The sequence below is a fragment of the Thioalkalivibrio sulfidiphilus HL-EbGr7 genome (genome assembly GCF_000021985.1).
GTDB lineage: Bacteria > Pseudomonadota > Gammaproteobacteria > Ectothiorhodospirales > Ectothiorhodospiraceae > Thioalkalivibrio_A > Thioalkalivibrio_A sulfidiphilus.
In genome coordinates this window covers 391,497-414,006 of sequence record NC_011901.1, presented here as the reverse complement: position 1 = coordinate 414,006, position 22,510 = coordinate 391,497, and the positions used below count along the sequence as shown (strand labels likewise).

General features: G+C 64.1%; 19 protein-coding genes. 16 read left to right on the top strand and 3 right to left on the bottom strand.

Features of this window, described 5'->3' with window-relative positions; translation table 11 throughout:
* The first annotated feature begins 157 nt into the window (after positions 1-157).
* From accC to TGR7_RS01765, 10 genes are all read left to right on the top strand, one after another.
* Positions 158-1,504, top strand: coding sequence for an acetyl-CoA carboxylase biotin carboxylase subunit (gene accC / locus TGR7_RS01810; protein WP_012636955.1), 1,347 nt, complete (start codon positions 158-160; stop codon positions 1,502-1,504).
* 175 nt (positions 1,505-1,679) lie between these two features.
* Positions 1,680-2,552 carry a 50S ribosomal protein L11 methyltransferase gene (gene prmA, locus TGR7_RS01805; protein ID WP_012636954.1) on the top strand — a complete coding sequence of 291 codons (873 nt, stop codon included), beginning with the start codon at positions 1,680-1,682 and terminating at the stop codon, positions 2,550-2,552.
* Between the two features lie 98 nt (positions 2,553-2,650).
* Entirely contained in the window at positions 2,651-2,965 is a 315-nt protein-coding gene (locus TGR7_RS01800; protein ID WP_012636953.1) for an addiction module antidote protein, read from the top strand.
* Between the two features lie 215 nt (positions 2,966-3,180).
* Complete coding sequence (locus TGR7_RS01795; RefSeq protein ID WP_012636952.1) at positions 3,181-3,516, top strand: TusE/DsrC/DsvC family sulfur relay protein; 336 nt, start codon at positions 3,181-3,183, stop codon at positions 3,514-3,516.
* Positions 3,517-3,669: 153 nt separating this feature from the next.
* Positions 3,670-4,512 (top strand): DUF3426 domain-containing protein, encoded by an 843-nt coding sequence (locus tag TGR7_RS01790; RefSeq protein ID WP_012636951.1) that lies wholly within the window; start codon positions 3,670-3,672, stop codon positions 4,510-4,512.
* Positions 4,513-4,713: 201 nt separating this feature from the next.
* The gene (dusB, locus tag TGR7_RS01785; protein ID WP_012636950.1) at positions 4,714-5,697 is read left to right on the top strand and encodes a tRNA dihydrouridine synthase DusB; all 984 of its coding nucleotides are present in this window, start codon (positions 4,714-4,716) and stop codon (positions 5,695-5,697) included.
* Entirely contained in the window at positions 5,694-5,954 is a 261-nt protein-coding gene (locus tag TGR7_RS01780; RefSeq protein ID WP_012636949.1) for a helix-turn-helix domain-containing protein, read from the top strand. Before dusB ends, TGR7_RS01780 begins: the two co-directional genes overlap by 4 nt.
* A 109-nt stretch (positions 5,955-6,063) precedes the next feature.
* Complete coding sequence (gene purH, locus TGR7_RS01775; RefSeq protein WP_012636948.1) at positions 6,064-7,644, top strand: bifunctional phosphoribosylaminoimidazolecarboxamide formyltransferase/IMP cyclohydrolase; 1,581 nt, start codon at positions 6,064-6,066, stop codon at positions 7,642-7,644.
* Positions 7,645-7,821: 177 nt separating this feature from the next.
* Positions 7,822-9,114 carry a phosphoribosylamine--glycine ligase gene (gene purD, locus TGR7_RS01770; RefSeq protein WP_012636947.1) on the top strand — a complete coding sequence of 431 codons (1,293 nt, stop codon included), beginning with the start codon at positions 7,822-7,824 and terminating at the stop codon, positions 9,112-9,114.
* A 90-nt stretch (positions 9,115-9,204) separates the two neighbouring features.
* A complete protein-coding gene (locus TGR7_RS01765; RefSeq protein ID WP_012636946.1) occupies positions 9,205-11,679 on the top strand; it encodes a glycogen/starch/alpha-glucan phosphorylase in 2,475 nt (824 codons plus the stop codon).
* 222 nt (positions 11,680-11,901) lie between these two features.
* On the opposite strand, the gene rho is transcribed toward TGR7_RS01765, so the two are convergent.
* Positions 11,902-13,161, bottom strand: coding sequence for a transcription termination factor Rho (rho, locus tag TGR7_RS01760; protein ID WP_012636945.1), 1,260 nt, complete (start codon positions 13,159-13,161; stop codon positions 11,902-11,904).
* 223 nt (positions 13,162-13,384) lie between these two features.
* On the bottom strand, positions 13,385-13,711 hold the full coding sequence (gene trxA / locus TGR7_RS01755) for a thioredoxin TrxA (RefSeq protein WP_012636944.1): 327 nt from the start codon (positions 13,709-13,711) through the stop codon (positions 13,385-13,387).
* 148 nt (positions 13,712-13,859) lie between these two features.
* Between trxA and rhlB the strand changes: the two genes are divergently transcribed.
* The gene (gene rhlB / locus TGR7_RS01750; RefSeq protein WP_041440763.1) at positions 13,860-15,140 is read left to right on the top strand and encodes an ATP-dependent RNA helicase RhlB; all 1,281 of its coding nucleotides are present in this window, start codon (positions 13,860-13,862) and stop codon (positions 15,138-15,140) included.
* A gap of 252 nt (positions 15,141-15,392) precedes the next feature.
* On the top strand, positions 15,393-16,604 hold the full coding sequence (locus tag TGR7_RS01745) for a 6-phosphofructokinase (protein WP_012636942.1): 1,212 nt from the start codon (positions 15,393-15,395) through the stop codon (positions 16,602-16,604).
* Between the two features lie 120 nt (positions 16,605-16,724).
* On the opposite strand, the gene adk is transcribed toward TGR7_RS01745, so the two are convergent.
* Positions 16,725-17,393: an adenylate kinase gene (gene adk / locus TGR7_RS01740; protein ID WP_012636941.1), complete on the bottom strand. Its 669-nt coding sequence runs from the start codon at positions 17,391-17,393 to the stop codon at positions 16,725-16,727.
* Positions 17,394-17,838: 445 nt separating this feature from the next.
* Here adk and sat point away from each other — a divergent pair, with 445 nt between their 5' ends.
* From sat to aprA, 4 genes are all read left to right on the top strand, one after another.
* On the top strand, positions 17,839-19,047 hold the full coding sequence (sat, locus tag TGR7_RS01735; RefSeq protein ID WP_012636940.1) for a sulfate adenylyltransferase: 1,209 nt from the start codon (positions 17,839-17,841) through the stop codon (positions 19,045-19,047).
* Between the two features lie 181 nt (positions 19,048-19,228).
* On the top strand, positions 19,229-20,020 hold the full coding sequence (locus TGR7_RS01730) for a hypothetical protein (protein WP_041440758.1): 792 nt from the start codon (positions 19,229-19,231) through the stop codon (positions 20,018-20,020).
* A 41-nt stretch (positions 20,021-20,061) separates the two neighbouring features.
* A complete protein-coding gene (aprB, locus tag TGR7_RS01725; RefSeq protein WP_012636938.1) occupies positions 20,062-20,544 on the top strand; it encodes an adenylyl-sulfate reductase subunit beta in 483 nt (160 codons plus the stop codon).
* Entirely contained in the window at positions 20,544-22,412 is a 1,869-nt protein-coding gene (gene aprA / locus TGR7_RS01720; protein WP_012636937.1) for an adenylyl-sulfate reductase subunit alpha, read from the top strand. Before aprB ends, aprA begins: the two co-directional genes overlap by 1 nt.
* The last annotated feature ends 98 nt before the right edge of the window (positions 22,413-22,510 follow it).

The following is a 22,510-nucleotide window of genomic DNA, read 5'->3' as shown; positions in this document are numbered from 1 at the left end:
CGCGGAGGCGCAGAGAACACCTTTGACAGGATTGACATGATTAACAGGATTTTTCAGTGGCCTTGTAGATCATGTAAATCTTGTAAATCCTGTCGATTCCTTCCTCTCTGCGCCTCCGCGTCTCTGCGGCAATGATTAGGTTTTTTACAGGAACCCCATGTTCGACAAGATACTGATCGCCAACCGGGGCGAGATCGCCCTTCGCATCCTCCGGGCCTGCCGCGAGATGGGCATACAGACGGTGGCCGTGCACTCCGAAGCGGACCGGGATCTCAAACACGTGCGCCTGGCCGATGAATCCGTGTGCATCGGCCCGGCCAGCTCCACTGACAGCTACCTCAATGTCCCCGCCATCATCAGCGCCGCCGAGGTCACCGACGCCGGCGCCATTCACCCCGGCTACGGTTTTCTCGCGGAGAACGCCGACTTTGCAGAGCGGGTCGAATCCAGCGGCTTCGTGTTCATCGGCCCGCGCGCGGCCACCATCCGCCTGATGGGCGACAAGGTCTGCGCCAAGGACGCCATGCTCAAGGCGGGCGTGCCCTGCGTGCCCGGCTCCGGCGGCGCCCTGGGCGATGATCCGGACGAGAACCTGCGCACCGCCCGGGAGATCGGCTACCCGGTGATCATCAAGGCCGCCGGCGGCGGCGGTGGTCGCGGTATGCGCGTGGTGCACAGCGAGGGCGCGCTGCTCAGCTCCATCAGCCTCACCCGGAACGAGGCCCGCAACGCCTTCAACAACGACACGGTGTACATGGAGAAATTCCTGGAGCACCCGAGACACATCGAGTTCCAGATCCTGGCCGACGAGCACGGCAATGCCGTGCACCTGGGCGAGCGCGACTGCTCCATGCAGCGCCGCCACCAGAAGGTGCTGGAAGAGGCGCCGGCCCCGGGCATCACCGAGGAACAGCGCCGGCGCATCGGCGAGCGTTGCGCCCAGGCCTGCCGTGACATCGGCTACCGGGGCGCGGGCACCTTCGAGTTCCTCTACGAGAAGGGTGAGTTCTACTTCATCGAGATGAACACCCGCATCCAGGTGGAGCATCCGGTCACCGAGATGGTCACCGGCATCGATCTAATCCGGGAACAGATCCGCGTGGCTGCCGGCGAGAAGCTGAGTTTCACCCAGGACGAGGTGGTCATCCGCGGCCACGCCATCGAGTGCCGCATCAATGCCGAGGACCCGCGCAGCTTCGTGCCTTCCCCCGGCACCATCACCCAGTACCACAGCCCCGGCGGCCCCGGCATCCGCGTGGACACTCACATCTACAACGGCTACAAGGTGCCGCCCTACTACGATTCCATGATCGGCAAGCTGATCGGCTACGGCTCCACCCGGGAGATCGCCATCGCCCGCACCCGGGGCGCCCTGTCGGAGATCGTCGTGGAAGGCATCAAGACCAACATCCCCCTGCAGCGCGACCTGCTCAACGATGCCGCCTTCCAGGCCGGTGGCACCGACATCCACTACCTCGAAAAGAAACTGAAGGCTGAATCGTGAGTTCTTCCCGGTTTCGCTGATCGGCGCGGAGGGCGCAGAGACGCAGAGAACGCAAAGGGTATTGAGTTTGTTTACTTCAATGAATCCTCTGCGCTCTCTGCGTCTTTGCGCCCTCTGCGTTGACCCCAAAACAATCACGAAGCCTCGCATCCACCACCATCAGGACACCGGACGCATGTTCAAACTGAAGCTCACGGTAACCGGTGATCGCGTGGAGTCTGTCGAAGACCTGTTGCTCCAACTGGGCGCCTTATCCACCTCCCTGGAAGACGCCGGCGATCATCCCCTGCTGGAACCCAGGCCCGGCGAGACGCCGGTCTGGCCCGAGGCCGTGGTGGCCGGCCTGTTCGACGACGACGCCGATGCCGCCGGCCTCACCCTGGCCCTGAGCGCCCGGACAGGGCTCGCGGCCGAGGCCATCGTGCGCGAGGACGTGGTCGAGCGGGACTGGGTACGGGCCTGGATGGATGATTTCAGACCCATGCGCTTCGGCGAGCGCCTGTGGATCGTGCCCACCGGCTATGAGCCGCCTGACCCGCAGGGCGTGAACCTGCTGCTGGACCCGGGGCTGGCCTTCGGCACCGGCACCCATCCCACCACCGCCCTGTGCCTGGAATGGCTGGATAAGCACCCGCCCGCGGATGCCACCGCCATCGACTATGGCTGCGGCTCCGGAGTGCTCGCCATCGCGGCCTTGAGGCTCGGCGCCCGCCACTGCATCGGCGTGGACCTGGACCCCCAGGCCCTGGTCGCGACCCGGGACAATGCACGGCGCAACGGCATCGCCGATGATCGCCTGCCGGTGTATCTCCCAGAAGGGTTTGCAGCCGAACCCGCGGACCTGGTCATGGCCAATATCCTGAGCGGCCCGCTGGTGGAGCTCGCACCGATGCTGAGCGGCCTGGTCCACCCGGGCGGCCGGCTGATCCTCTCCGGCCTCCTGGCCGAGCAGGCTGGGTCAGTCAGCGAGGCCTACCGAAGCACCTTCCGGATGGAGGCACCCGTGCTGAAGGAGGGCTGGGTCCTGCTCGCCGGAACCCGACGCTGATCAACGGCCCCACACTGCACCTGCGCTCGCCTCATCCATCATTGACCCTATGTAATCGATCGGCTACATTTTATCCATGTACACGATCAAACGGACTAATGAACAAAAAGATACGCACAACTGATCTGCCTGATTTCGACCTTGCCGAGCACCTAAAGACCGAACAGGACATCGCTGCCTATCTTTCCCTGGTCCTGGAAGATGGCGATAGCAGCGAACTCGCCCATGCCCTGGGGATTGCCGCCCGCGCGCGCGGCATGACCGAAATCGCCAGGATCAGTGGAATGTCCCGCGAAGCCCTCTATAAGGCTCTCAGACCTGATGCGAAGCCCCGTTTCGAAACAGTTGCCCGGGTCTGCAAGGCGCTAGGAGTACGCCTGCGGGTGGAACCCGAGCAGGACAGCGCGGCATAACAAGCCACTTTCGCAGGCATTTTCCAGTCCAGACCTGCGTCGGCCATCATGCATGGCGGCCCAGCCAATGGACTGACCGCATGAAGAAATGCCAGCGGCAGACCCCTCGTCGCACAAGCAGGACCGCCATCCATCGACCGTTCATCGTCTGCAGCGCTCATTCCTGATAAGATCACTCAGAAATACAACATCTCATCATCATAAGGAGCGTCGTAATGGAAGCAGTGGTGGACGGCAAGACGATTCAGCTGAGCGAGGCCGGCTGGCTGGAGAACCTGGACGAATGGAGCGAGGCCCTGGCGGTGGAGATCGCCAAAAACGAGAACATCCCCGAGTTGACCCAGGAGCACTGGGACATCATCCACACCGCCCGGGCGTACTTCCAGGACACCGGCGTGGTGGCCGAGCCGCGCGCCTTCTCCAAGCTCATGAAGGAAAAGTTCGGTCCCGAGCGCAGCGACCAGAAGTACATCTACTCCCTGTTCCCCACCGGCCTGATCAAGTGCGCCAACAAGGTGGCCGGCCTACCCAGACCCAAGGGCTGCAGCTGAGCTTCAGCAAGGACTGGAGTATACCGAAGGCCTGCATTGCAGGCCTTTTTACTTGCCGCGCACAGAGCCCCCCCACCGGCCGCGTGAAACCCCCCGCCCAAACCGCTACCATCCTAGCCACTAGCCACTAGCCACTAGCCACTAGCCACTTGCATGTACACCCAGTGCCCCCACTGCCAGGCCGTGTTCCGGGTCACCACCGCGGACCTGACCCTCTCCGACGGACAGGTGCGCTGCGGGGAGTGCCTGGCGGTGTTCAACGGCATGGACAGCCTGAGCGTGCTGCCCCCGGAATCCGCCGAGGAAACCAGCACGGCGCCTGCCCTGAAAAAATCCCTCACGCCCGCAGCAGCGGCGGCAGAACCGGAAGCGATTCCGAGCGAGCCGGCGCCTCCGGCAACCGAGCAGGTCGAGCCGGCCACTGAGCAGCCCGCAAGCCCTTCAGCACCGGCTGTCAGCAAACCCGCCATGCCGCTGGCCCTGCGTGATGAACTCGAGACCGCGGCCGAAGGCCCGGGTGGGCGCGCCATTGCCGGCACCCTGGCCCTCGGTCTGTTGTGCGCCCTCCTCATCGCCCTGCTGGGCGCCCAGGTGCTCTACCACGAACGGGAACGGCTGGCGGTGTATCCGGAGCTGTCACCGGCCATCGGGCGCATGTGCGCCTACCTGGGCTGTACCACGACCGAGCGCCGCGAACCCCAGGCCTTCCAGGTCACCCAGCGCAACATCTACAGCCATCCCAACGCCGAGAACGCCCTGATGGTGCAGGCGAGCTTCGTCAACGGTGCCGGCTTCACCCAGCCCCTGCCCCAGGTGGAATTGAGCTTCCGTGACCTGCAGGGATCACTGGTGGCCGTGCGCCGCTTCAGCCCGCAGGAATACCTGCCCCAGGGCCGGGCGCCGGAACCCGTCGCGCCACGGGACGTCGTGGACCTGAACCTCGAGATCGAGGACCCGGGCGCCCGGGCCGTGGCCTACGAATTCCGCTTCCTGTGAATCCCGCTCCGTAGATCGGTCTGGCCTCGTATCACGCTTGCGCGAACTTGCCGCGCTTGCGCATTGAATCGACAGGGAGTTTTCCCTCCCCACCTCTGTCGATCAGACGTGCATCCCGTTGCCTGACGCGCCGCACGGGTTTAACCCGGCGGGCTGTACCGCTATCATGCCTGTTCGCCTGAACCACCCTCCCGATACTCCATGCGCATTGGTGACCACACATTGCCGAGCGGCCTGATCCTCGCCCCCATGGCGGGAGTCACCGACCGCCCCTTCCGGCTCTTGTGCCGGCGCCTGGGCGCGGACATGGCGGTCTCGGAGATGGTGATCGCCGACACCCGCCTCTGGCACACGCCGAAATCCCGACAGCGCCTGGACCACGCCGGCGAACCGGACCCGATCAGCGTGCAGATCGCCGGCGCCGAACCCGCCATGCTGGCGGAGGCGGCGCGGCGCAACGCGGACAACGGCGCGCAGATCATCGACATCAACATGGGCTGCCCCGCCAAGAAGGTGTGTAACCGGGCCGCCGGTTCCGCGCTGCTGGGTGACGAGCGCCTGGTGAGCGAGATCCTGGAGACGGTGGTCAAGGCCGTGGACGTGCCCGTGACCCTGAAGATCCGCCTGGGCCTGGACCGGGACCATTTGAACGCCCTGACCATCGCCCGCATCGCCGAGCACAGCGGCATCCAGGCGCTCGCCGTGCACGGCCGAACCCGGGCCTGCGCCTACAAGGGCACGGTCGACTACGACGCCATCGCCGCCGTGAAGCAGTCGGTGCGAATCCCGGTGATCGCCAACGGCGACATCAACACCCCGGAGCAGGCCAGGGCGGTGCTGGCGCGCACCGGCGCCGACGCCCTGATGATCGGACGCGCCGCCCAGGGCCGGCCCTGGATCTTCCGCGAAATGGCCCATTTCCTCGCCACCGGCCAGCACCTGCCCGCCCCCACCGCAGACGAGATCGCCGCCCTGCTGCGGGAGCACCTGGAGGCCCTGTACGGCTTCTACGGCGAGCAGTCCGGTGTGCGCATCGCCCGCAAGCACATCGGCTGGTACCTGCGTGCCCACCCGGCCGCCGCCCGCTTCCACAGCGCCATCATGGCCGCCGAGGATCCCGCCACCCAGATGGCCCGGGTGCAGGCCTGCCTGGACGCGAGCGCCGGGGAGGCCCTCGCTGCATGAGCGGCAAGCCCATCAACGGCGAGGCCAAGACGCTGTCGCTCGCGGTGCACCAGTCCCTGGAGGACTACTTCGCCCGCCTGGAAGGCCACGAGCCTGATGGCCTGTTCCGCATGGTCATGGAAGAGGTGGAGCGCCCCCTGCTGGAATGCGTCCTGCGCCACTGCGAGGGCAACCAGAGCAAGGCCGCCCAGTACCTGGGCCTCAACCGCGGCACCCTGCGCAAGAAGCTCAAACAACACGGCATCAGTGAGAAGTGAGAAGTGTGAATTGGGAAGTGCGAATTAGCCGTACTTCCAACTTCCCAATTCACACTTCCCACTTCCCTTATAATTCCCGCCTTCCCCAACAAACACAGCAGATATCCCCATGTCCCAGACCCCCGCCCTCACCCCCGTCCGTCGTGCCCTGATCAGCGTCTCCGACAAGGAGGGGGTGCTGGAATTCGCCCAGGCCCTGCAGAGTCTCGGGGTGGAGATCCTGTCCACCGGCGGCACCGCGAAGCTGCTGGCGGACAACGGCGTGAAGGTCAAGGAGGTCTCCGAGCACACCGGCTTTCCGGAGATGATGGCCGGGCGGGTGAAGACCCTGCACCCGCGCATCCACGGCGGCATCCTGGGGCGCCGCGGCATCGATGACGCGGCCATGGCCGAACAGGGCATCGTGCCCATCGACCTGGTGGTGGTGAATCTGTATCCCTTCGAGGCCACCGTGGCGCGCCCCGGGTGTTCCCTTGAGGACGCCATCGAGAACATCGACATCGGCGGCCCGGCCATGGTGCGCGCCGCCGCCAAGAACCACGCCCACGTGGGCATCGTGGTGGAGCCGGCCGACTACGAACGGGTGCTGCAGGCCCTGAACGCCCACGACGGCCACCTGCCCGCGCGCCTGCGCTTCGAGCTGGCCGCCCGGGCCTTCGCCCACACCGCCCGCTACGACGGTGCCATCGCCAACTACCTGACCCGCTTCAACGAGGACGACAGCCAGGCGGACTTCCCGGAGACCCTGAGCCTGCAGTTCCGCCGCGTGCTGGACATGCGCTACGGGGAGAACCCGCACCAGCAGGCCGCCTTCTACCGGGACACCGTGCCTACCGAGGCGGGCGTGGCCACCGCCCAGCAGATCCAGGGCAAGGCCCTGTCCTTCAACAACATCGCCGACACCGACGCGGCCCTGGAATGCGTCAAGCAGTTCGAGGCGCCCGCCTGCGTGATCGTCAAGCACGCCAACCCCTGCGGCGTGGCCGTGGCCCAGAACACCCTGATGGCCTACGAGCGGGCCTTCCAGACCGACCCGACCTCCGCCTTCGGCGGCATCATCGCCTTCAACCGCCCCCTGGACGGTGATACCGCCCACGCCATCGTCAGCCGCCAGTTCGTGGAGGTGATCATCGCGCCGGAGGTCACCTCCGAGGCGGTGCGCGCCGTGGCCACCAAGCCCAACGTGCGCCTGCTGGCCTGCGGCCAGTGGGGCGCACCCCAGCCCGCCTGGGACTTCAAGCGGGTCAACGGCGGCCTGCTGGTGCAGGACCGGGATCTGGGTGAGGTGGGCGAGGCGGACCTGAAGGTGGTCAGCCGGCGTCAGCCCAGCGCCCAGGAGCTCAAAGACCTGCTGTTCGCCTGGCGGGTGGCCAAGTTCGTGAAATCCAACGCCATCGTCTACGTGCGCGATGAGCAGACCATCGGCGTGGGCGCCGGCCAGATGAGCCGCGTGTACTCGGCGAAGATCGCCGGCATCAAGGCCGCCGACGAGGGCCTGCGGGTGGAGGGCTCGGTGATGGCCTCCGACGCCTTCTTCCCCTTCCGCGACGGCATCGACGCCGCCGCCGAAGCGGGCATCCGCGCCGTGATCCAACCCGGCGGCTCCATGCGCGACGACGAGGTCATCGCCGCCGCTGACGAACACGGCCTGGCCATGGTGTTCACGGGGATGCGTCATTTCCGGCATTGATTGGTAATTTCCGCCGCAGAGACGCGAGGGCGCAGAGAAAAAATAAGGAGCTGACAGGATTTACATGATTGACAAGATTCATGAAACAATCCTGTTAATCATGTAAATCCTGTCAAAGCCCTTCTCTGCGCCTCCGCGTCTCTGCGGCAATCTTTTGGATTTCTCACGGAGGTTCACGTGAAGGTATTGGTGATCGGCGGCGGTGGCCGCGAGCATGCGCTGGCGTGGAAGCTGGCCCAGTCACCCCGGGTGCAGACCGTGTTTGTGGCACCGGGTAATGCGGGCACGGCGCTCGAGCCCCGCTGCCTGAACGTGGAGGTCAATCTCAGCGACATCCCCGCCCTGGTGCACTTCGCCCAGAGCCAGGGCGTCGATCTCACCGTGGTGGGCCCCGAGGCGCCCCTGGTGGCCGGGGTGGTGGACGCCTTCCGCGCGGCGGGGCTGCGCATCTTCGGTCCCAGCTCCAAGGCCGCCCAGCTGGAGGGCTCCAAGGCCTTCAGCAAGGACTTCCTGGCCCGGCACGCCATCCCCACCGCCGCCTACGCCAACTTCACCGACCTGGACGCCGCGCTGGCCTACATCCGCGAGCGGGGCGCCCCCATCGTGGTCAAGGCCGACGGCCTGGCCGCGGGCAAGGGCGTGATCCTGGCCCAGACCGTGGCGGAGGCAGAGGCCGCGGTGCGCGACATGCTGGCGGGCAACGCCTTCGGCGAGGCGGGTCACCGGGTAGTGGTCGAGGAATTCCTGACCGGCGAGGAGGCGAGCTTCATCTGCATGGTGGACGGTGAGCACATCCTGCCCATGGCCAGCTCCCAGGACCACAAGGCCCGTGACGACGGAGACAAGGGCCCGAACACCGGCGGCATGGGCGCCTACTCCCCCGCCCCGGTGGTCACCCCGGAGATCCACGCGCGCATCATGCGCGAGGTGATGGAACCCACGGTGCGCGGCATGGCCGCCGAGGGCAACCCTTACACCGGCTTCCTCTACGCCGGCGTGATGATCGCCCCGGACGGCACGCCGAAGGTGCTGGAGTTCAATTGCCGCTTCGGCGACCCGGAGACCCAGCCCATCATGATGCGCCTGCGCTCGGACCTGGTGGACCTGCTGGAGGCGGCCCTGGACGCACGCCTGGACCAGGTGGAGGCCGACTGGGACCCGCGGGCCTCCCTGGGCGTGGTGCTGGCCGCCGGCGGCTACCCCAACGACTACCGCAAGGGCGACGTGATCATCGGTCTGCCCGAACAGGATGCCCCCGACGCCAAGGTCTTCCACGCCGGCACCCTGCAACAGGATGGTGCGGTGGTCACCAACGGTGGTCGAGTCCTGTGCGTGGTGGGCCTGGGCGAGACCGTCGCCGAGGCCCAGAAACGGGCCTACGCCCTGTCAGACCGCATTCACTGGGACGGCGTATACTGTCGCAGAGACATCGGTTATCGGGCCGTGGCCCGGGAACAGGGTCGCGCCTGAACCAGCCCACTCCCGGTCTGGCACTTCCCTTGCTAGATTTCTTTGTGGGGCCCTGTGCCCCACACCCTTCCGTATTACGGTGAATAGACCATGGCAGCTGCCGACATCCTGACCGAACTGGAACACCACCCCCGCCCCTGCGACAAGGAGGGGCTCAAGCGCTCCATCCGCGACGCCCTGATCCACCAGGCCGGCAAGGACCCCCTGCACGCCACTCCCCGGGACTGGCTGGAGGCGGTCTCCTACGCCGTGCGCGAGCGTCTCATCGAGCGGCGCATGTTCACCCAGCGCCTGTTCAACCAGGAGCACGCCAAGCGGGTCTACTACCTGTCCATGGAGTACCTGATCGGACGCATGCTCATCAACAGCCTGATGAACCTGGGCTTCTTTGATGCCTGCCGCGAGGCCCTGTCCGAGATGGGCGTGGACCTGCTGGAGATCTCCGAACTGGAACCGGATGCCGCGCTCGGCAACGGCGGCCTGGGGCGTCTCGCTGCCTGCATCCTGGACTCCATGGCCAGCCAGTGCATTCCCGGCTACGGCTACGGCATCCGCTACGAGTACGGCATGTTCCAGCAGCAGATCCAGAACGGGCAGCAGATCGAGCACCCGGACAACTGGCTGCGCTACGGCAATAACTGGGAATTCCCGCGCCCCGAGAAGATCTTCCCGGTGCGCTTCTACGGCCGGGTGGTCACCCACCGGGACAACGGCGATGTGCGACACCACTGGCAGGACTGTGAAGAAGTCATCGCCATGGCCTACGACTACCCGACCCCGGGCTACGGCAACAAGAACGTCAACAACCTGCGCCTCTGGGCGGCCAAGGCCACCCGGGACTTCGACCTCAACTACTTCAACGAAGGCGACTACATCGGCGCCATACAGCAGAAGGCGGAGTCGGAGACCATCTCCATGGTGCTCTACCCCAACGATGCCACCGCCATCGGCCGGGAATTGCGCCTGAAGCAGGAGTACTTCTTCGTCTCCGCGTCCATCCAGGACATCCTCTCCCACCACGAGGAGATGGGCTACCGGATCACCGAGCTGGCGGACAAGGTGGCCATGCAGCTCAACGACACCCATCCGGCCATCGCCGTGGCGGAGCTCATGCGCCTGCTGCTGGACAAGTACCAGCTGCCCTGGGTCTCCGCCTGGGAGATCACCAGGGCGGTGTTCGGCTACACCAATCACACCCTGATGCCCGAAGCCCTGGAGACCTGGCCCGTGGCGCTCATGGAGCGGGTGCTGCCGCGCCACATGCAGATCATCTACGAAATCAACTTCCACTTCCTAAACGAGGTGCGCCACACCTTCCCCGGGGACACGGAGATCGTCAAGCGCCTGTCCATCATCGACGAGGACCACGGCCGGCGTGTGCGCATGGCCCACCTGGCCGTGGTGGGCAGCCACCACATCAACGGCGTGGCCGCCCTGCACACCCAGCTGCTCAAGGACACCCTGTTCCACGATTTCTACCGCCTGTGGCCGGAGCGCTTCATCAGCATCACCAACGGCATCACCCCGCGCCTGTGGCTCAACCAGGCCAATCCGGCCCTGACCTCCATGATCAGTGAGCACATCGGCAAGGAATGGGTCATGGACCTGACCCAGCTCAGGCAGCTGGAAGCCTTCGCCGAGGATCCCACCTGCCGGCAGGAATTCAGAACCGTCAAGGAGGCCAACAAGCGCCACCTGGCGGAACTGGTGCTTGAGCGCACCGGCATCGAGATCGATCCCGCGGCCATGTTCGACGTGCAGATCAAGCGCATCCACGAGTACAAGCGTCAGCTGCTCAACATCCTGCACGTGATCGCCTTCTACAACCGCATCCGTCACGGCGAGGCCCCGGAACAGGCCCAAAGGGTGGTGCTGTTCGCCGGCAAGTCGGCGCCTGCCTACGTGCGCGCCAAGCAGATCATCCGCCTGATCAATGATGTGGCCGACGTGATCAACCACGACCCGGTGGTGGAGGGCCGACTCAAGGTGGTCTTCTATCCCAACTACGATGTCAGTTCCGCGGCCGTGATCATCCCCGCCGCCGATCTCTCGGAGCAGATCTCCACCGCCGGCATGGAGGCCTCGGGCACCGGCAACATGAAGCTGGCCCTGAACGGCGCCCTGACCATCGGCACCCTGGACGGCGCCAACGTGGAGATCCGCGAGGCGGTGGGCGAGGAGAACATCTTCATCTTCGGTCTGACCACCAACGAGGTGGCCGAGACCAAGGCGCGGGGCTACCGTCCCCGGGAGCACTACGAGCAGAATGCGGAGCTCAAGGAAGTGATCGACATGATCGCCTCCGGCTTCTTCTCGCCCTCGGAGCCCGGGCGCTATCGCGACCTGGTCCACGACCTGCTGAACAACGACGCCTTTCTGGTGCTGGCCGATTTCGAGAGCTACCTGCACGCCCAGGAGCGGGTCGACGCACTGTACCGCAAACCCGAGGAATGGACCCGTCGCGCCATGCTCAACACCGCCCGCATGGGCTTCTTCTCCATCGACCGCACGGTGAAACAGTACGCCGACGAGATCTGGGGCGTGACGCCCGAGTGTTGGATTTGAAGCGCTAGAGGCAAGTTGCTAGAGACAAGAGGCAAGTAAACACCTCTCAGAAACAGGAAAGGCCGGTGAAAACCGGCCTTTCCTGTTTCTGCTTCCTGACGTAGGTCGGGCTTCAGCCCGACAACGATGCTTCCAGGGACACTCCGCTGTCGGGCTGAAGCCCGACCTACGGGAGGCGACGAGCAGGGGTTTGCTTGTCTCTTGTATCTTGGATCTTGCCTCTCATCCCTTCTTCATCATATCGAAGAACTCGCTGTTCACCTTGGTGGACTGCAGGCGGCTGAGCAGGAACTCGATGGCCTCCAGCTCGTCCATGGAGTGCAGGAACTTGCGCAGGATCCAGAGCTTCTGCAGCTCGTCGGGGTCGGTGAGGAGTTCTTCGCGGCGGGTGCCGGAGCGGTTGATGTTGATGGCGGGGTAGGTGCGCTTTTCGGCGATGCGGCGATCCAGGTGGATCTCCATGTTGCCGGTGCCCTTGAACTCCTCGTAGATCACCTCGTCCATCTTGGAGCCGGTGTCCACCAAGGCGGTGGCGAGGATGGTCAGGCTGCCGCCCTCCTCGATGTTGCGCGCCGCGCCGAAGAAGCGCTTGGGCCGGTGCAGGGCGTTGGCGTCCACGCCGCCGGTGAGCACCTTGCCGGAGGACGGCACCACGGTGTTGTAGGCCCGCGCCAGGCGGGTGATGGAGTCCAGCAGGATCACCACGTCACGCTTGTGCTCCACCAGGCGCTTGGCCTTCTCGATGACCATCTCGGCCACCTGCACGTGCCGGCTGGCGGGCTCGTCGAAGGTGGAGGAGATCACCTCGCCCTGCACCATGCGCGCCATCTCGGTCACTTCCTCGGGCCGCTCGTCGATGAGCAGCACGATCAGGTAGCAGTCCGGGTAGTTGGTGGCGATGCTCTGGGCGATGTTCTGCAGCATCAGGGTCTTGCCCGCCTTGGGCGGGGAGACGATCAGGCCGCGCTGGCCCTTGCCGAAGGGGGCGACGATGTCGATGACCCGCGCAGTGATGTCCTCGGTGCTGCCGTTGCCCCGCTCCATGCGCATGCGCTCGCTGGCATGCAGGGGGGTGAGGTTCTCGAACAAGACCTTGTTCTTGGCGTTTTCCGGCGCCTCGAAATTGATCTGGTCCACCTTGAGCAGCGCGAAATAGCGCTCGCCTTCCTTTGGGGGCCGGATCTTGCCGGAGATGGTGTCACCGGTGCGCAGGCTGAAGCGGCGGATCTGGGAGGGCGAGACGTAGATGTCGTCGGGGCCTGCCAGGTAGGAGCTGTCCCCCGAGCGCAGGAAGCCGAAACCATCCTGAAGTATTTCCAGCACACCATCGCCGAAGATGTCCTCTCCGTTCTTCGCATGCGCCTTGAGCATGGCGAAGATGATGTCCTGCTTGCGGGCCCGCGCCATGCCTTCGATCTTCATGGACTGGGCGAGTTCAACGAGTTCTGCTGCGGGCTTGCGCTTGAGTTCGGTCAGATTCATGCGAGTCGATATCGGATGGAGGGCAGGGAGAGGGTTACAGGCGTACAGACACACCCTTGGCGGGTGGCCGGAACTGCTGATCTGATTGGGAATTCGGTTCGGGGAGGCTTCGCGCGCCAGAACGACGGGCGAGGTCTGCTTATATAATTTTGGTTAAGCTAGCATGATCATCCGGTCGAGTCCAGCCCGGCGCGCAGGGCGCCGGGCCGGGCCGTGAACGGGATCAGATATTCTGGTCCAGGAAGGCAGTCAGCTGGGACTTGGACAGCGCGCCCACCTTGGTGGCCTCGACACTGCCACCCTTGAACAGCATCAGGGTGGGAATGCCGCGGATGCCGTACTTGGGCGGGGTGCCGGGGTTTTCGTCGATGTTCAGCTTGGCGATCTTGACCCGGTCACCGTATTCGGAGGCGATCTCGTCCAGGATCGGGGCGATCATCTTGCAGGGACCGCACCACTCGGCCCAGTAGTCCACCAGCACCGGCTGCTCGGACTTGAGCACCTCGTCCTCGAAACTGGCATCGGTCACGTGAAGGATCTTTTCACTCACAACGGTTAACCTCCGGTTAGAATAGGGGTTTCGCGGCCTGGGCTCGGGGGGATTTGCCTGCCCCGTGCCAGGGCAGAGCGGCGAATACCCGGCCAATTGGAGCCCATTCCGCCCACCATTTCAAGCCCATATGAAAAGCCAGGACCCCATGACGGATACCCACCTCTCGGATACCTCCTTCAGCCAGTTCGACCTCCCCGACAGTGTCAGACAAGGCATCGAAGACGCCGGATTCAGCCGCTGCACCCCCATCCAGGCCCTGGCCCTGCCCATCGCCCTCAAGGGTCACGACGTGGCCGGCCAGGCCCAGACCGGCACCGGCAAGACCGCCGCCTTCCTGATCGCCGCCTTCAACCGCCTGCTGCGTGATCCCGCCCCCGCCGAGCGCAAGCAGAACCAGATCCGCGCCCTGATCCTTGCCCCCACCCGCGAGCTGGCCATCCAGATCCACAAGGACGCCGTGACCCTGGGTGCCCACACCGGCCTCAAGCTGGGTCTCGCCTACGGCGGCACCGATTACGACAAGCAGCGCCAGCAGCTGGTGGACGGGGTGGACATCCTGATCGGCACCCCCGGGCGCATCATCGACTACTTCAAGCAGAAGGTGTTCGACATGCGCGTGGTCCAGGTGATGGTGCTGGACGAGGCGGACCGCATGTTCGACCTGGGCTTCATCAAGGACATCCGCTTCCTGCTGCGGCGCATGACCCCACCCACGGAGCGCCAGTCCATGCTGTTCTCCGCCACCCTCTCCCACCGGGTGATGGAGCTGGCCTACGAGCACATGAACAACCCCGAGAAGGTGCAGACCCGGGACGAGCAGGTCACCGCCCAGCGTGTCCGCCAGGTGGTCTACTACCCCGCGAACCCGGAGAAGATCCCCCTGCTGCTGGGACTCATGAAGCGCATCGGCCCGAGCCGCTCCATGGTGTTCGTCAATACCAAGCACATGGCCGACAAGCTGGAGGCCTGGCTCAAGGGCAACGACATCAAGGTCGCGGTGCTCTCCGGCGACGTGCCCCAGCAGAAGCGCCAGCGCCTGCTCAAGCAGTTCGAAAACGACGAATTTCAGGTGCTGGTGGCCACTGACGTGGCGGCCCGCGGCCTGCACATCCCCGACGTCTCTCACGTGTTCAATTTCGATCTGCCCCAGTCCGGCGAGGACTACGTGCACCGCATCGGCCGCACCGGCCGCGCCGGCGCCGAGGGCGACGCGGTGAGCTTCGCCTGCGAGGATTCCGCCTTCTACCTGCCGGAGATCGAGCAATACATAGGCTTCAAGATCGAGGCCGGGGCCATCGACCCGGAACTGCTGGTCAAACCGGCGCCGCCCGCCAAGCGCGAGATCCGCGAGCGCCTGGGCGCTCAGAATCGCGGTGACCGCGGTGGAAAGCGCGCCTCGCCCCGTCGGCGCCGGGAACACACCTGATCCGGGCGGCGTACCCACGCCGCCAGGCATTGCAAATCCACGCCACACCCCCGCCTCCGGGCCCTGACGGGCCCGGGAATCTGCCTTTTCCGGGCTGTCTTGCCCAAATTCCGTGAATAGACCCAAAAGTTTTCACCACTTACCCCCCAGGATAGGGATGTCGTATAGTCAGGCGGTTTGCAAAATTCTCACTATAAAAATCCGGGGCTCTGCAAGGCCCCGACAAATCACCAAAGCGATTAGGAGACAGACATGGCGAACAAGGTACTCGTCGCCCAGGGGGGCGGCCCCACGGCCGTAATCAATCAGTCCATGGTGGGCGCCGTACTGGAGTCCCGCAAATTCAGGAACGTTGAGCTGGTGTACGGCGCATTCCACGGCGTGCGCGGCATCGTGGACGAGGAGTTCCTGGACCTGACCCAGGAGACCAGCCACAACCTGGAACTGGTGGCCCAGACCCCGTCTTCCGCGCTCGGCTCCACCCGTGACAAGCCCGACCTCAAGTACTGCCAGGAGATCTTCAAGGTCCTCAAGGCCCATGAGATCGGCTACTTCTTCTACATCGGCGGCAACGACTCCTCGGACACCGTGCGCATCGTCAGCGAGGAGGCCCAGAAGGCCAATTACGACCTGCGCTGCATCCACATCCCCAAGACCATCGACAACGACCTGGTGGAAAACGACCACACGCCCGGCTTCCCGTCCGCCGCGCGCTTCGTGGCCCAGTCCTTCATGGGCGCAAACCTGGACAACTGGGCCCTTCCCGGTGTGTACATCGGCGTGGTCATGGGTCGTCATGCGGGCTTTCTCACCGCCGCCGCCGCGCTCGGCAAGAAGTTCCCGGACGACGGTCCGCACCTGATCTACCTGCCGGAGCGGGTGTTCGACATCGACAGGTTCCTGGCGGACGTGAAGGCCACCATGGAGCGCTACGGGCGCTGCGTGGTCGCCGTGAGCGAGGGCATCCACGACGCCGAGGGCACCCCCATCGTGGTGAAGCTGGCCAAGGAAGTGGAAAAGGATGCCCACGGCAACGTGCAGCTCTCCGGCACCGGCCAGCTGGCGGACATGCTCTGCGACGAGATCAAGAACAAACTCGGCATCAAGCGCGTGCGCGGCGACACCTTCGGCTACCTGCAGCGCTCCTTCGTGGGCTGCGTCTCCGACGTGGACCAGCGCGAGGCCCGGGAGGTGGGCGAGAAGGCGGTGCAGTACGCCATGTGGGGCAAGCAGGATGGCTCCGTGGTGATCGAGCGCACCGGCTTCTACTCGGTGGACTACCGGCTCGCGCCCCTCGAGGCGGTGGCCGGCAAGACCAAGGTCATGCCCGATGAGTTCATCACCGCCTCCGGCACGGACGTCACCGACGCCTTCCGTCTGTACCTGCGCCCGCTGCTGGGTTCCGGCATGCCGGACGCCTACCGCCTGCGCCAGAACCTGGTGGAGAAGGTGCTCAAGAAGTAGGAAGTGGGAATTGGGAAGTGTGAAATCAAAAAGGGCCGGCTTACGCCGGCCCTTTTTTTTGCTGCCAGGGGGAAGGCGTGAGGCGTAGACGAGAAACCTGATCGCCTACCCCCTCACAGCTCACGCCCCGGCCTTGCCGCCGAGTGCCTCGAACACCTTGTCGCGGATCTCCTCCACGGAACCGACGCCCGCCACCCTGGCGTACCGGGTGGCGCAGGCCTCGCTGCTCTCGGCCAGGCTGCAGTAGAAGGCCACCAGTGGCTTGGTCTGGCTGTGGTACACGTCCAGACGCTTGCGCACGGTCTCCTCGTTGTCATCGTCGCGCTGGATCAGGTCCTCGCCGGTGACGTCGTCCTTGCCTTCCACCTTGGGCGGATTGAACACCACGTGATAGGTGCGCCCGGAGGCGGGGTGCACCCGGCGCCCGCTCATGCGCTTGATGATCTCCTCGTCGGCCACGTCCACTTCCAGCACACAATCCAGCTTCACGCCCTGCGCCTCGAGGGCCTCGGCCTGGGGGATGGTGCGCGGGAAGCCGTCAAACAGGAAGCCCTGGGCGCAATCGTCCTGCTCAAGGCGCTCCTTGATGAGACCTAGGATGATCTCGTCGGACACCAGACCGCCCGCGTCCATGACCTTCTTGGCCTCCACGCCCAGCGGCGTGCCGGCCTTGACGGCGGCACGCAGCATGTCGCCGGTGGAGATCTGCGGGATACCGTACTTCTCGGTGATGAACTGAGCCTGGGTGCCTTTTCCGGCGCCGGGGGCGCCCAACAGAATACATCTCATGACTTACCCCTTCCGTTTGGGTTGTGGACCCTCTGGGATACGGGGCCCGTTTTTTTCAGTTTATTGGCCAGAAACTTTGGCTTAATGGCCCGCAATCGTTTATTTTAAACATTCGCGACGCGTGCCCGTTTCATGGCGATACTGATCCTGTCGCATTCGTCATCGGCGCACAAGCCCTCATGCGTGCAGGCCTCTACGACTCCACGCCCATTCCCGGAAGATCGGAAGGATCCGAACAGGGACCTCAGATCAATCACTTGCGCGCACCGATCACCCGACCCTATCCCCAATGGGGGATATATGGATCAGCACAGCTTATTTAAAGATTCAAAATTCCGATTCCTAGCGCGGGCCGGGCAGTGCTAGTGTCGTGTGGCGAGATCTAGAATCTTACATTTTTCCGGCATTTAAACGATTTCTTAATTAATTAAAGAGGAAAAAACTAATGTCACTGGTGAATCCTCACGGGGGGGGTCCGCTCAAGCCCTTGCTGCTGGAAGGCGAGGCTTTGAGCGCTGAACGGGGGCGCGCCGAGTCGCTGCCCAAGGTCAAGGTCAGCTCCCGGGAAAAGGGCGACATTATTATGCTGGGTCTGGGCGGGTTTACCCCCCTGGACGGCTTCATGAGCCACGCGGACTGGGAAGGCGTCTGCGACGGCATGAAGACCGCCAGCGGCCTGTTCTGGCCCATCCCCATCACGCTCTCCACCGACGAGGTGGTGGCCGACGGCATCAAGACCGGCAGCGACATCGCCCTGGTGGACCCGGAAAATGACGAGATCCTGGCCACCATGACGGTGACCGAGAAGTACCGGATCGACAAGGCCCACGAGTGCGCCACCGTGTTCAAGACCACCGACCTGGAGCACCCGGGCGTGAAGATGGTCATGGAACAGGGCGACGTGAACCTCGCCGGTCCCGTGAAGGTGCTGTCCCAGGGCGGATTCCCCGAGAAGTACGGCGATCTGTTCATGTCCCCCAAGGAGACCCGCGCCCAGTTCGAGGCCATGGGCTGGAGCAAGGTGGCGGCGTTCCAGACCCGCAATCCCATGCACCGTTCCCACGAATACCTCGCCAAGGTGGCCATCGAGACCTGCGACGGCGTGCTGATCCACTCGCTGCTGGGCAACCTCAAGCCCGGCGACATCCCGGCCGACGTGCGCGCCAAGGCCATCAACACCCTGGTGGACAAGTACTTCGTCAAGAACACCATCATCCAGGCGGGTTACCCGCTGGACATGCGCTACGCCGGTCCCCGCGAGGCCCTGCTGCATGCGGTGTTCCGCCAGAACTACGGCTGCTCCCACCTGATCGTGGGCCGCGACCATGCGGGCGTGGGCGATTACTACGGGCCGTTCGACGCGCACCATATCTTCGACCAGATCCCCAAGGGCGCCCTGGAGACCCAGGCCCTGAAGATCGACTGGACCTTCTGGTGCTACAAGTGCGGCGGCATGGCCTCTGCGCGCACCTGCCCCCACGAGCCCGGCGACCGGCTGCTGCTGTCCGGCACCAAGCTGCGCAAGGCCCTGTCCGAGGGGGACGACGTCCCGGCGGAGTTCTCCCGCCCGGAAGTGCTGGAGATCCTGCGCGAGTACTACAACAACCTCACCGAAAAGGTCGAGGTCAAGCTGTCCGGGCATTCCGCCAAGTAGGGGACGTCATCCGCCAGGTCGTGCATGAGAAGCGAAGCTGGTGTAGGCCGTCATGATGACAAAGGGTTAGACGAGAACTGCCTCGTAATTTAATAAGAACTCAGCATCACCACTAGGAGAGTAGACAATGATTAGTACCAACCCATTCAGTGAGCTTGCAGCATTTATTCCGCCCGCGGCCATGCAGATCTACGTGGTGGCCATGATCCTGCTGGTGATCGCCGGCGTGCTCATCGATGTGATGCACAAGAAGAGCGCCAAGTATTTCTTCGAAAACGCGAAAAAGCAGGAAAAGAACGCCCGGCGCAGTGTGAGCAGCGGCGAGAAGGTCGGCCTTGCGGTCCAGACCATCGTCGGCGAGGTGCTCACCTCCTCCGAGTTTTCCCACCGCGGCGAGCAGCAGCGTCGCGTCTCGCACCTCCTCACCATGTACGGCTTCATCGTCTTCGTGGTAGCCACTGCGGTGCTGATCTTTGCTCACCCCACCTCGGGCGAAGCGGGCATCTGGCCGCTGCTGTGGCACCTGGGCGCGCTCAGCCTCGCGGTCGGCGGTTACTGGTTCTGGTTCTTCATCCGCGTGGACGTGTCCGCCGAAGGCAACCCCTGGTACCGCGTGGTGCGCGCCGATCTGTTCATCGTGTCCCTGCTGGCGATGGCCACCTTCGCGCTGCTGTGGTCCTTCACCCAGGGCAGCGCCATCGGCTGGCTGTTCTTCGTCCTGTTCATCGCCGCCAGCACCACGCTGTTCTCCACGGTGATCTGGTCCAAGTTCGCCCACATGTTCTTCAAGCCTGCTGCCGCCTACCAGAAGAAGGTCACCAAGGCCGACGGCTCCCAGGAGAATCTGCCCGATGTGGGTGAACTGACGGATCCCAAGCTGCAGGCGCGGTATCCCGACATCCCGGAATACATGGGCACCAACCCGCCCAACATGGGGCCCGGCATCACCCGCGAACCGCCACGCCACTACTGAGTCGAGACACTGAATAACAATTCTTTTAAGAGAGGACCGACATGCCAACTTTCGTATATATGACGCGCTGCGACGGCTGTGGAGCCTGTGTCGATATCTGCCCGTCGGACATCATGCACATCGACCCGACCGTGCGCCGCGCCTACAACATCGAACCCAACATGTGCTGGGAGTGCTACTCCTGCGTCAAGGCCTGCCCGCACAACGCCATTGACGTGCGTGGTTATGCGGACTTCGCCCCGCTGGGCCATTCCGTTCGGGTGATCCGCGACGAGGAAAAGGGTGTCATCGCGTGGCGCATCAAGTCCCGCAACGGTGAAATGGACCTGAATCTGCTGGCCCCCATCACCACCAAGCCCTGGGGTCAGTACATTCCCAAGCTGGCCGACGCGCCGGCACCCAGCAAGGACATGCGCGACAGCCAGCTGCTCTTCAACGAGCCGAAATACATCCGTCTGGATGAGGGCGGTCTGCACACGCTGGAATCCAATGGCCTGAGAATGAAAGCAGGGGTGTACTACTAATGGCTTACAACACAATCGTAGAAGACAACATCGACATCCTGGTCTGTGGTGCCGGCCTTGGTGGCACCGGTGCGGCCTGGGAGGCTCGTTACTGGGGTCAGGACAAGAAGATCGTGATCGCCGAAAAGGCCAACATCGACCGTTCCGGCGCCGTGGCCCAGGGCCTCTATGCCATCAACTGCTACATGGGTACCCGCTTCGGCGAGAACAACCCGGAAGATCACGTGCGCTACGCACGTATCGACCTGATGGGCATGGTGCGCGAGGACCTGCTGTTCGACATGGCTCGCCACGTGGACTCGGCTGTTCACCAGTTCGAGGAATGGGGCCTGCCGATCATGCGCAACCCCAAGACCGGCACCTACCAGCGTGAAGGCCGTTGGCAGATCATGATTCACGGCGAGTCCTACAAGCCGATCGTGGCTGAGGCAGCCAAGAAGTCCGCCGACAAGGTCTACAACCGCGTCTGCGTCACCCACCTGCTGATGGACGATGCCAAGGAGAACCGAGTGGCCGGCGCCGTGGGCTTCAATGTCCGCACCGGTGACTACCACGTGTTCAAGTCCAAGGCCGTGATCGTGGCCGCGGGCGGCGCCTCCAACATCTTCAAGCCGCGTTCCGTGGGTGAAGGCGCCGGTCGCGTGTGGTATGCCCCCTGGTCCTCCGGTTCTGCCTACGGCCTGATGATCGGGGCGGGCGCGAAGATGACCCAGATGGAAAACCGCATCGTGCTGGCCCGCTTCAAGGACGGTTACGGCCCGGTGGGTGCCTACTTCCTGCACCTCAAGACCTACACCCAGAACGCCTATGGCGAAGAGTATGAGTCCAAGTGGTTCCCCGACCTCCAGAAGATGGTGGGCAAGGAGTATCTGGATCCCGAGGTCTCGCACCGGACCCATCGTCCGATCCCGACCTGCCTGCGCAACCACGCCCTCATCAACGAGGTCAATGCCGGTCGCGGTCCGATCCACATGGTCACCATGGAGGCCTTCCAGGATCCTCACCTGGAGGAGATCGGCTGGCACAACTTCCTGGGCATGACCGTGGGTCAGGCCGTGCTGTGGGCCGCCACCGACGTGAACCCCAAGTACGAGAACCCGGAGCTGACGACCTCCGAGCCCTACGTCATGGGTTCCCACGCCACCGGTTGCGGCGCCTGGTGCTCCGGTCCCGAGGACATCTCTCCGCCTGAGTACTTCTGGGGCTACAACCGCATGACCACGGTCGAAGGCCTGTTCGGTGCCGGCGATGCCGTCGGTGGCACCCCGCACGCCTTCTCCTCCGGTTCCTTCACCGAAGGACGCCTGGCTGCCAAGGCCGCGTGCAAGTACATCGACGATGGCAAGGCCGAAGGGATCCGTATCTCCCAGGAACAGATCGACCGCCGCAAGGAGGAGATCTACAAGCCCATGGAGCACTACAAGGTCTACCGTAACGAGATCGTTGCCGGTTCGGTCAACCCCAACTACATCAACCCCCGCCAGGGTCTGGATCGCCTGCAGAAGCTGATGGATGAGTACTGCGGCGGCGTGACGGTCAACTACATGACCAACGACAAGCTGCTCAGCATCGGCCTGAAGAAGATGAAGGCCCTGGAAGAGGACCTGGAGAAGGTTGCGGCGGAGAATATCCACGAACTGCTGCGTGCCTGGGAGTTGAAGCACCGTCACCGCACTGCCGAGGCGGTCTTCCACCACACCCTGTTCCGCAAGGAGACGCGCTGGCCGGGCTATTACTACCGTGGCGATGCGATGAAGCTGGACGACGAGAACTGGCATGTACTGACGGTTTCCCGTCGTGACCCGAAGACCGGGGAGTACACCATGGAGAAGGCGCCCTGCTACCACATCGTGGGCAAGGACGAGTAAGGGCGGTCGATACCGGGGAGGCGTTACCTGCGCCTCCCCGGGTCGCTCTAAAAAAGATCAACGACAAGTTGGTCTTTTTTTTGCGGCACGGTAATGTG

Excerpts from the sequence above, each read along its gene's own strand:
- purH (WP_012636948.1), top strand. The coding sequence starts at position 6,064 with ATGTCCCAGACCCCCGCCCTCACCCCCGTCCGTCGTGCCCTGATCAGC.
- TGR7_RS01800 (WP_012636953.1), top strand. The coding sequence starts at position 2,651 with ATGAACAAAAAGATACGCACAACTGATCTGCCTGATTTCGACCTTGCC.
- TGR7_RS01790 (WP_012636951.1), top strand. The coding sequence starts at position 3,670 with ATGTACACCCAGTGCCCCCACTGCCAGGCCGTGTTCCGGGTCACCACC.
- TGR7_RS01780 (WP_012636949.1), top strand. The coding sequence starts at position 5,694 with ATGAGCGGCAAGCCCATCAACGGCGAGGCCAAGACGCTGTCGCTCGCG.
- TGR7_RS01730 (WP_041440758.1), top strand. The coding sequence starts at position 19,229 with ATGCAGATCTACGTGGTGGCCATGATCCTGCTGGTGATCGCCGGCGTG.
- aprB (WP_012636938.1), top strand. The coding sequence starts at position 20,062 with ATGCCAACTTTCGTATATATGACGCGCTGCGACGGCTGTGGAGCCTGT.
- rho (WP_012636945.1), bottom strand. The coding sequence starts at position 13,161 with ATGAATCTGACCGAACTCAAGCGCAAGCCCGCAGCAGAACTCGTTGAA.
- TGR7_RS01745 (WP_012636942.1), top strand. The coding sequence starts at position 15,393 with ATGGCGAACAAGGTACTCGTCGCCCAGGGGGGCGGCCCCACGGCCGTA.
- sat (WP_012636940.1), top strand. The coding sequence starts at position 17,839 with ATGTCACTGGTGAATCCTCACGGGGGGGGTCCGCTCAAGCCCTTGCTG.
- adk (WP_012636941.1), bottom strand. The coding sequence starts at position 17,393 with ATGAGATGTATTCTGTTGGGCGCCCCCGGCGCCGGAAAAGGCACCCAG.
- TGR7_RS01765 (WP_012636946.1), top strand. The coding sequence starts at position 9,205 with ATGGCAGCTGCCGACATCCTGACCGAACTGGAACACCACCCCCGCCCC.
- aprA (WP_012636937.1), top strand. The coding sequence starts at position 20,544 with ATGGCTTACAACACAATCGTAGAAGACAACATCGACATCCTGGTCTGT.
- dusB (WP_012636950.1), top strand. The coding sequence starts at position 4,714 with ATGCGCATTGGTGACCACACATTGCCGAGCGGCCTGATCCTCGCCCCC.
- accC (WP_012636955.1), top strand. The coding sequence starts at position 158 with ATGTTCGACAAGATACTGATCGCCAACCGGGGCGAGATCGCCCTTCGC.
- prmA (WP_012636954.1), top strand. The coding sequence starts at position 1,680 with ATGTTCAAACTGAAGCTCACGGTAACCGGTGATCGCGTGGAGTCTGTC.
- rhlB (WP_041440763.1), top strand. The coding sequence starts at position 13,860 with ATGACGGATACCCACCTCTCGGATACCTCCTTCAGCCAGTTCGACCTC.
- TGR7_RS01795 (WP_012636952.1), top strand. The coding sequence starts at position 3,181 with ATGGAAGCAGTGGTGGACGGCAAGACGATTCAGCTGAGCGAGGCCGGC.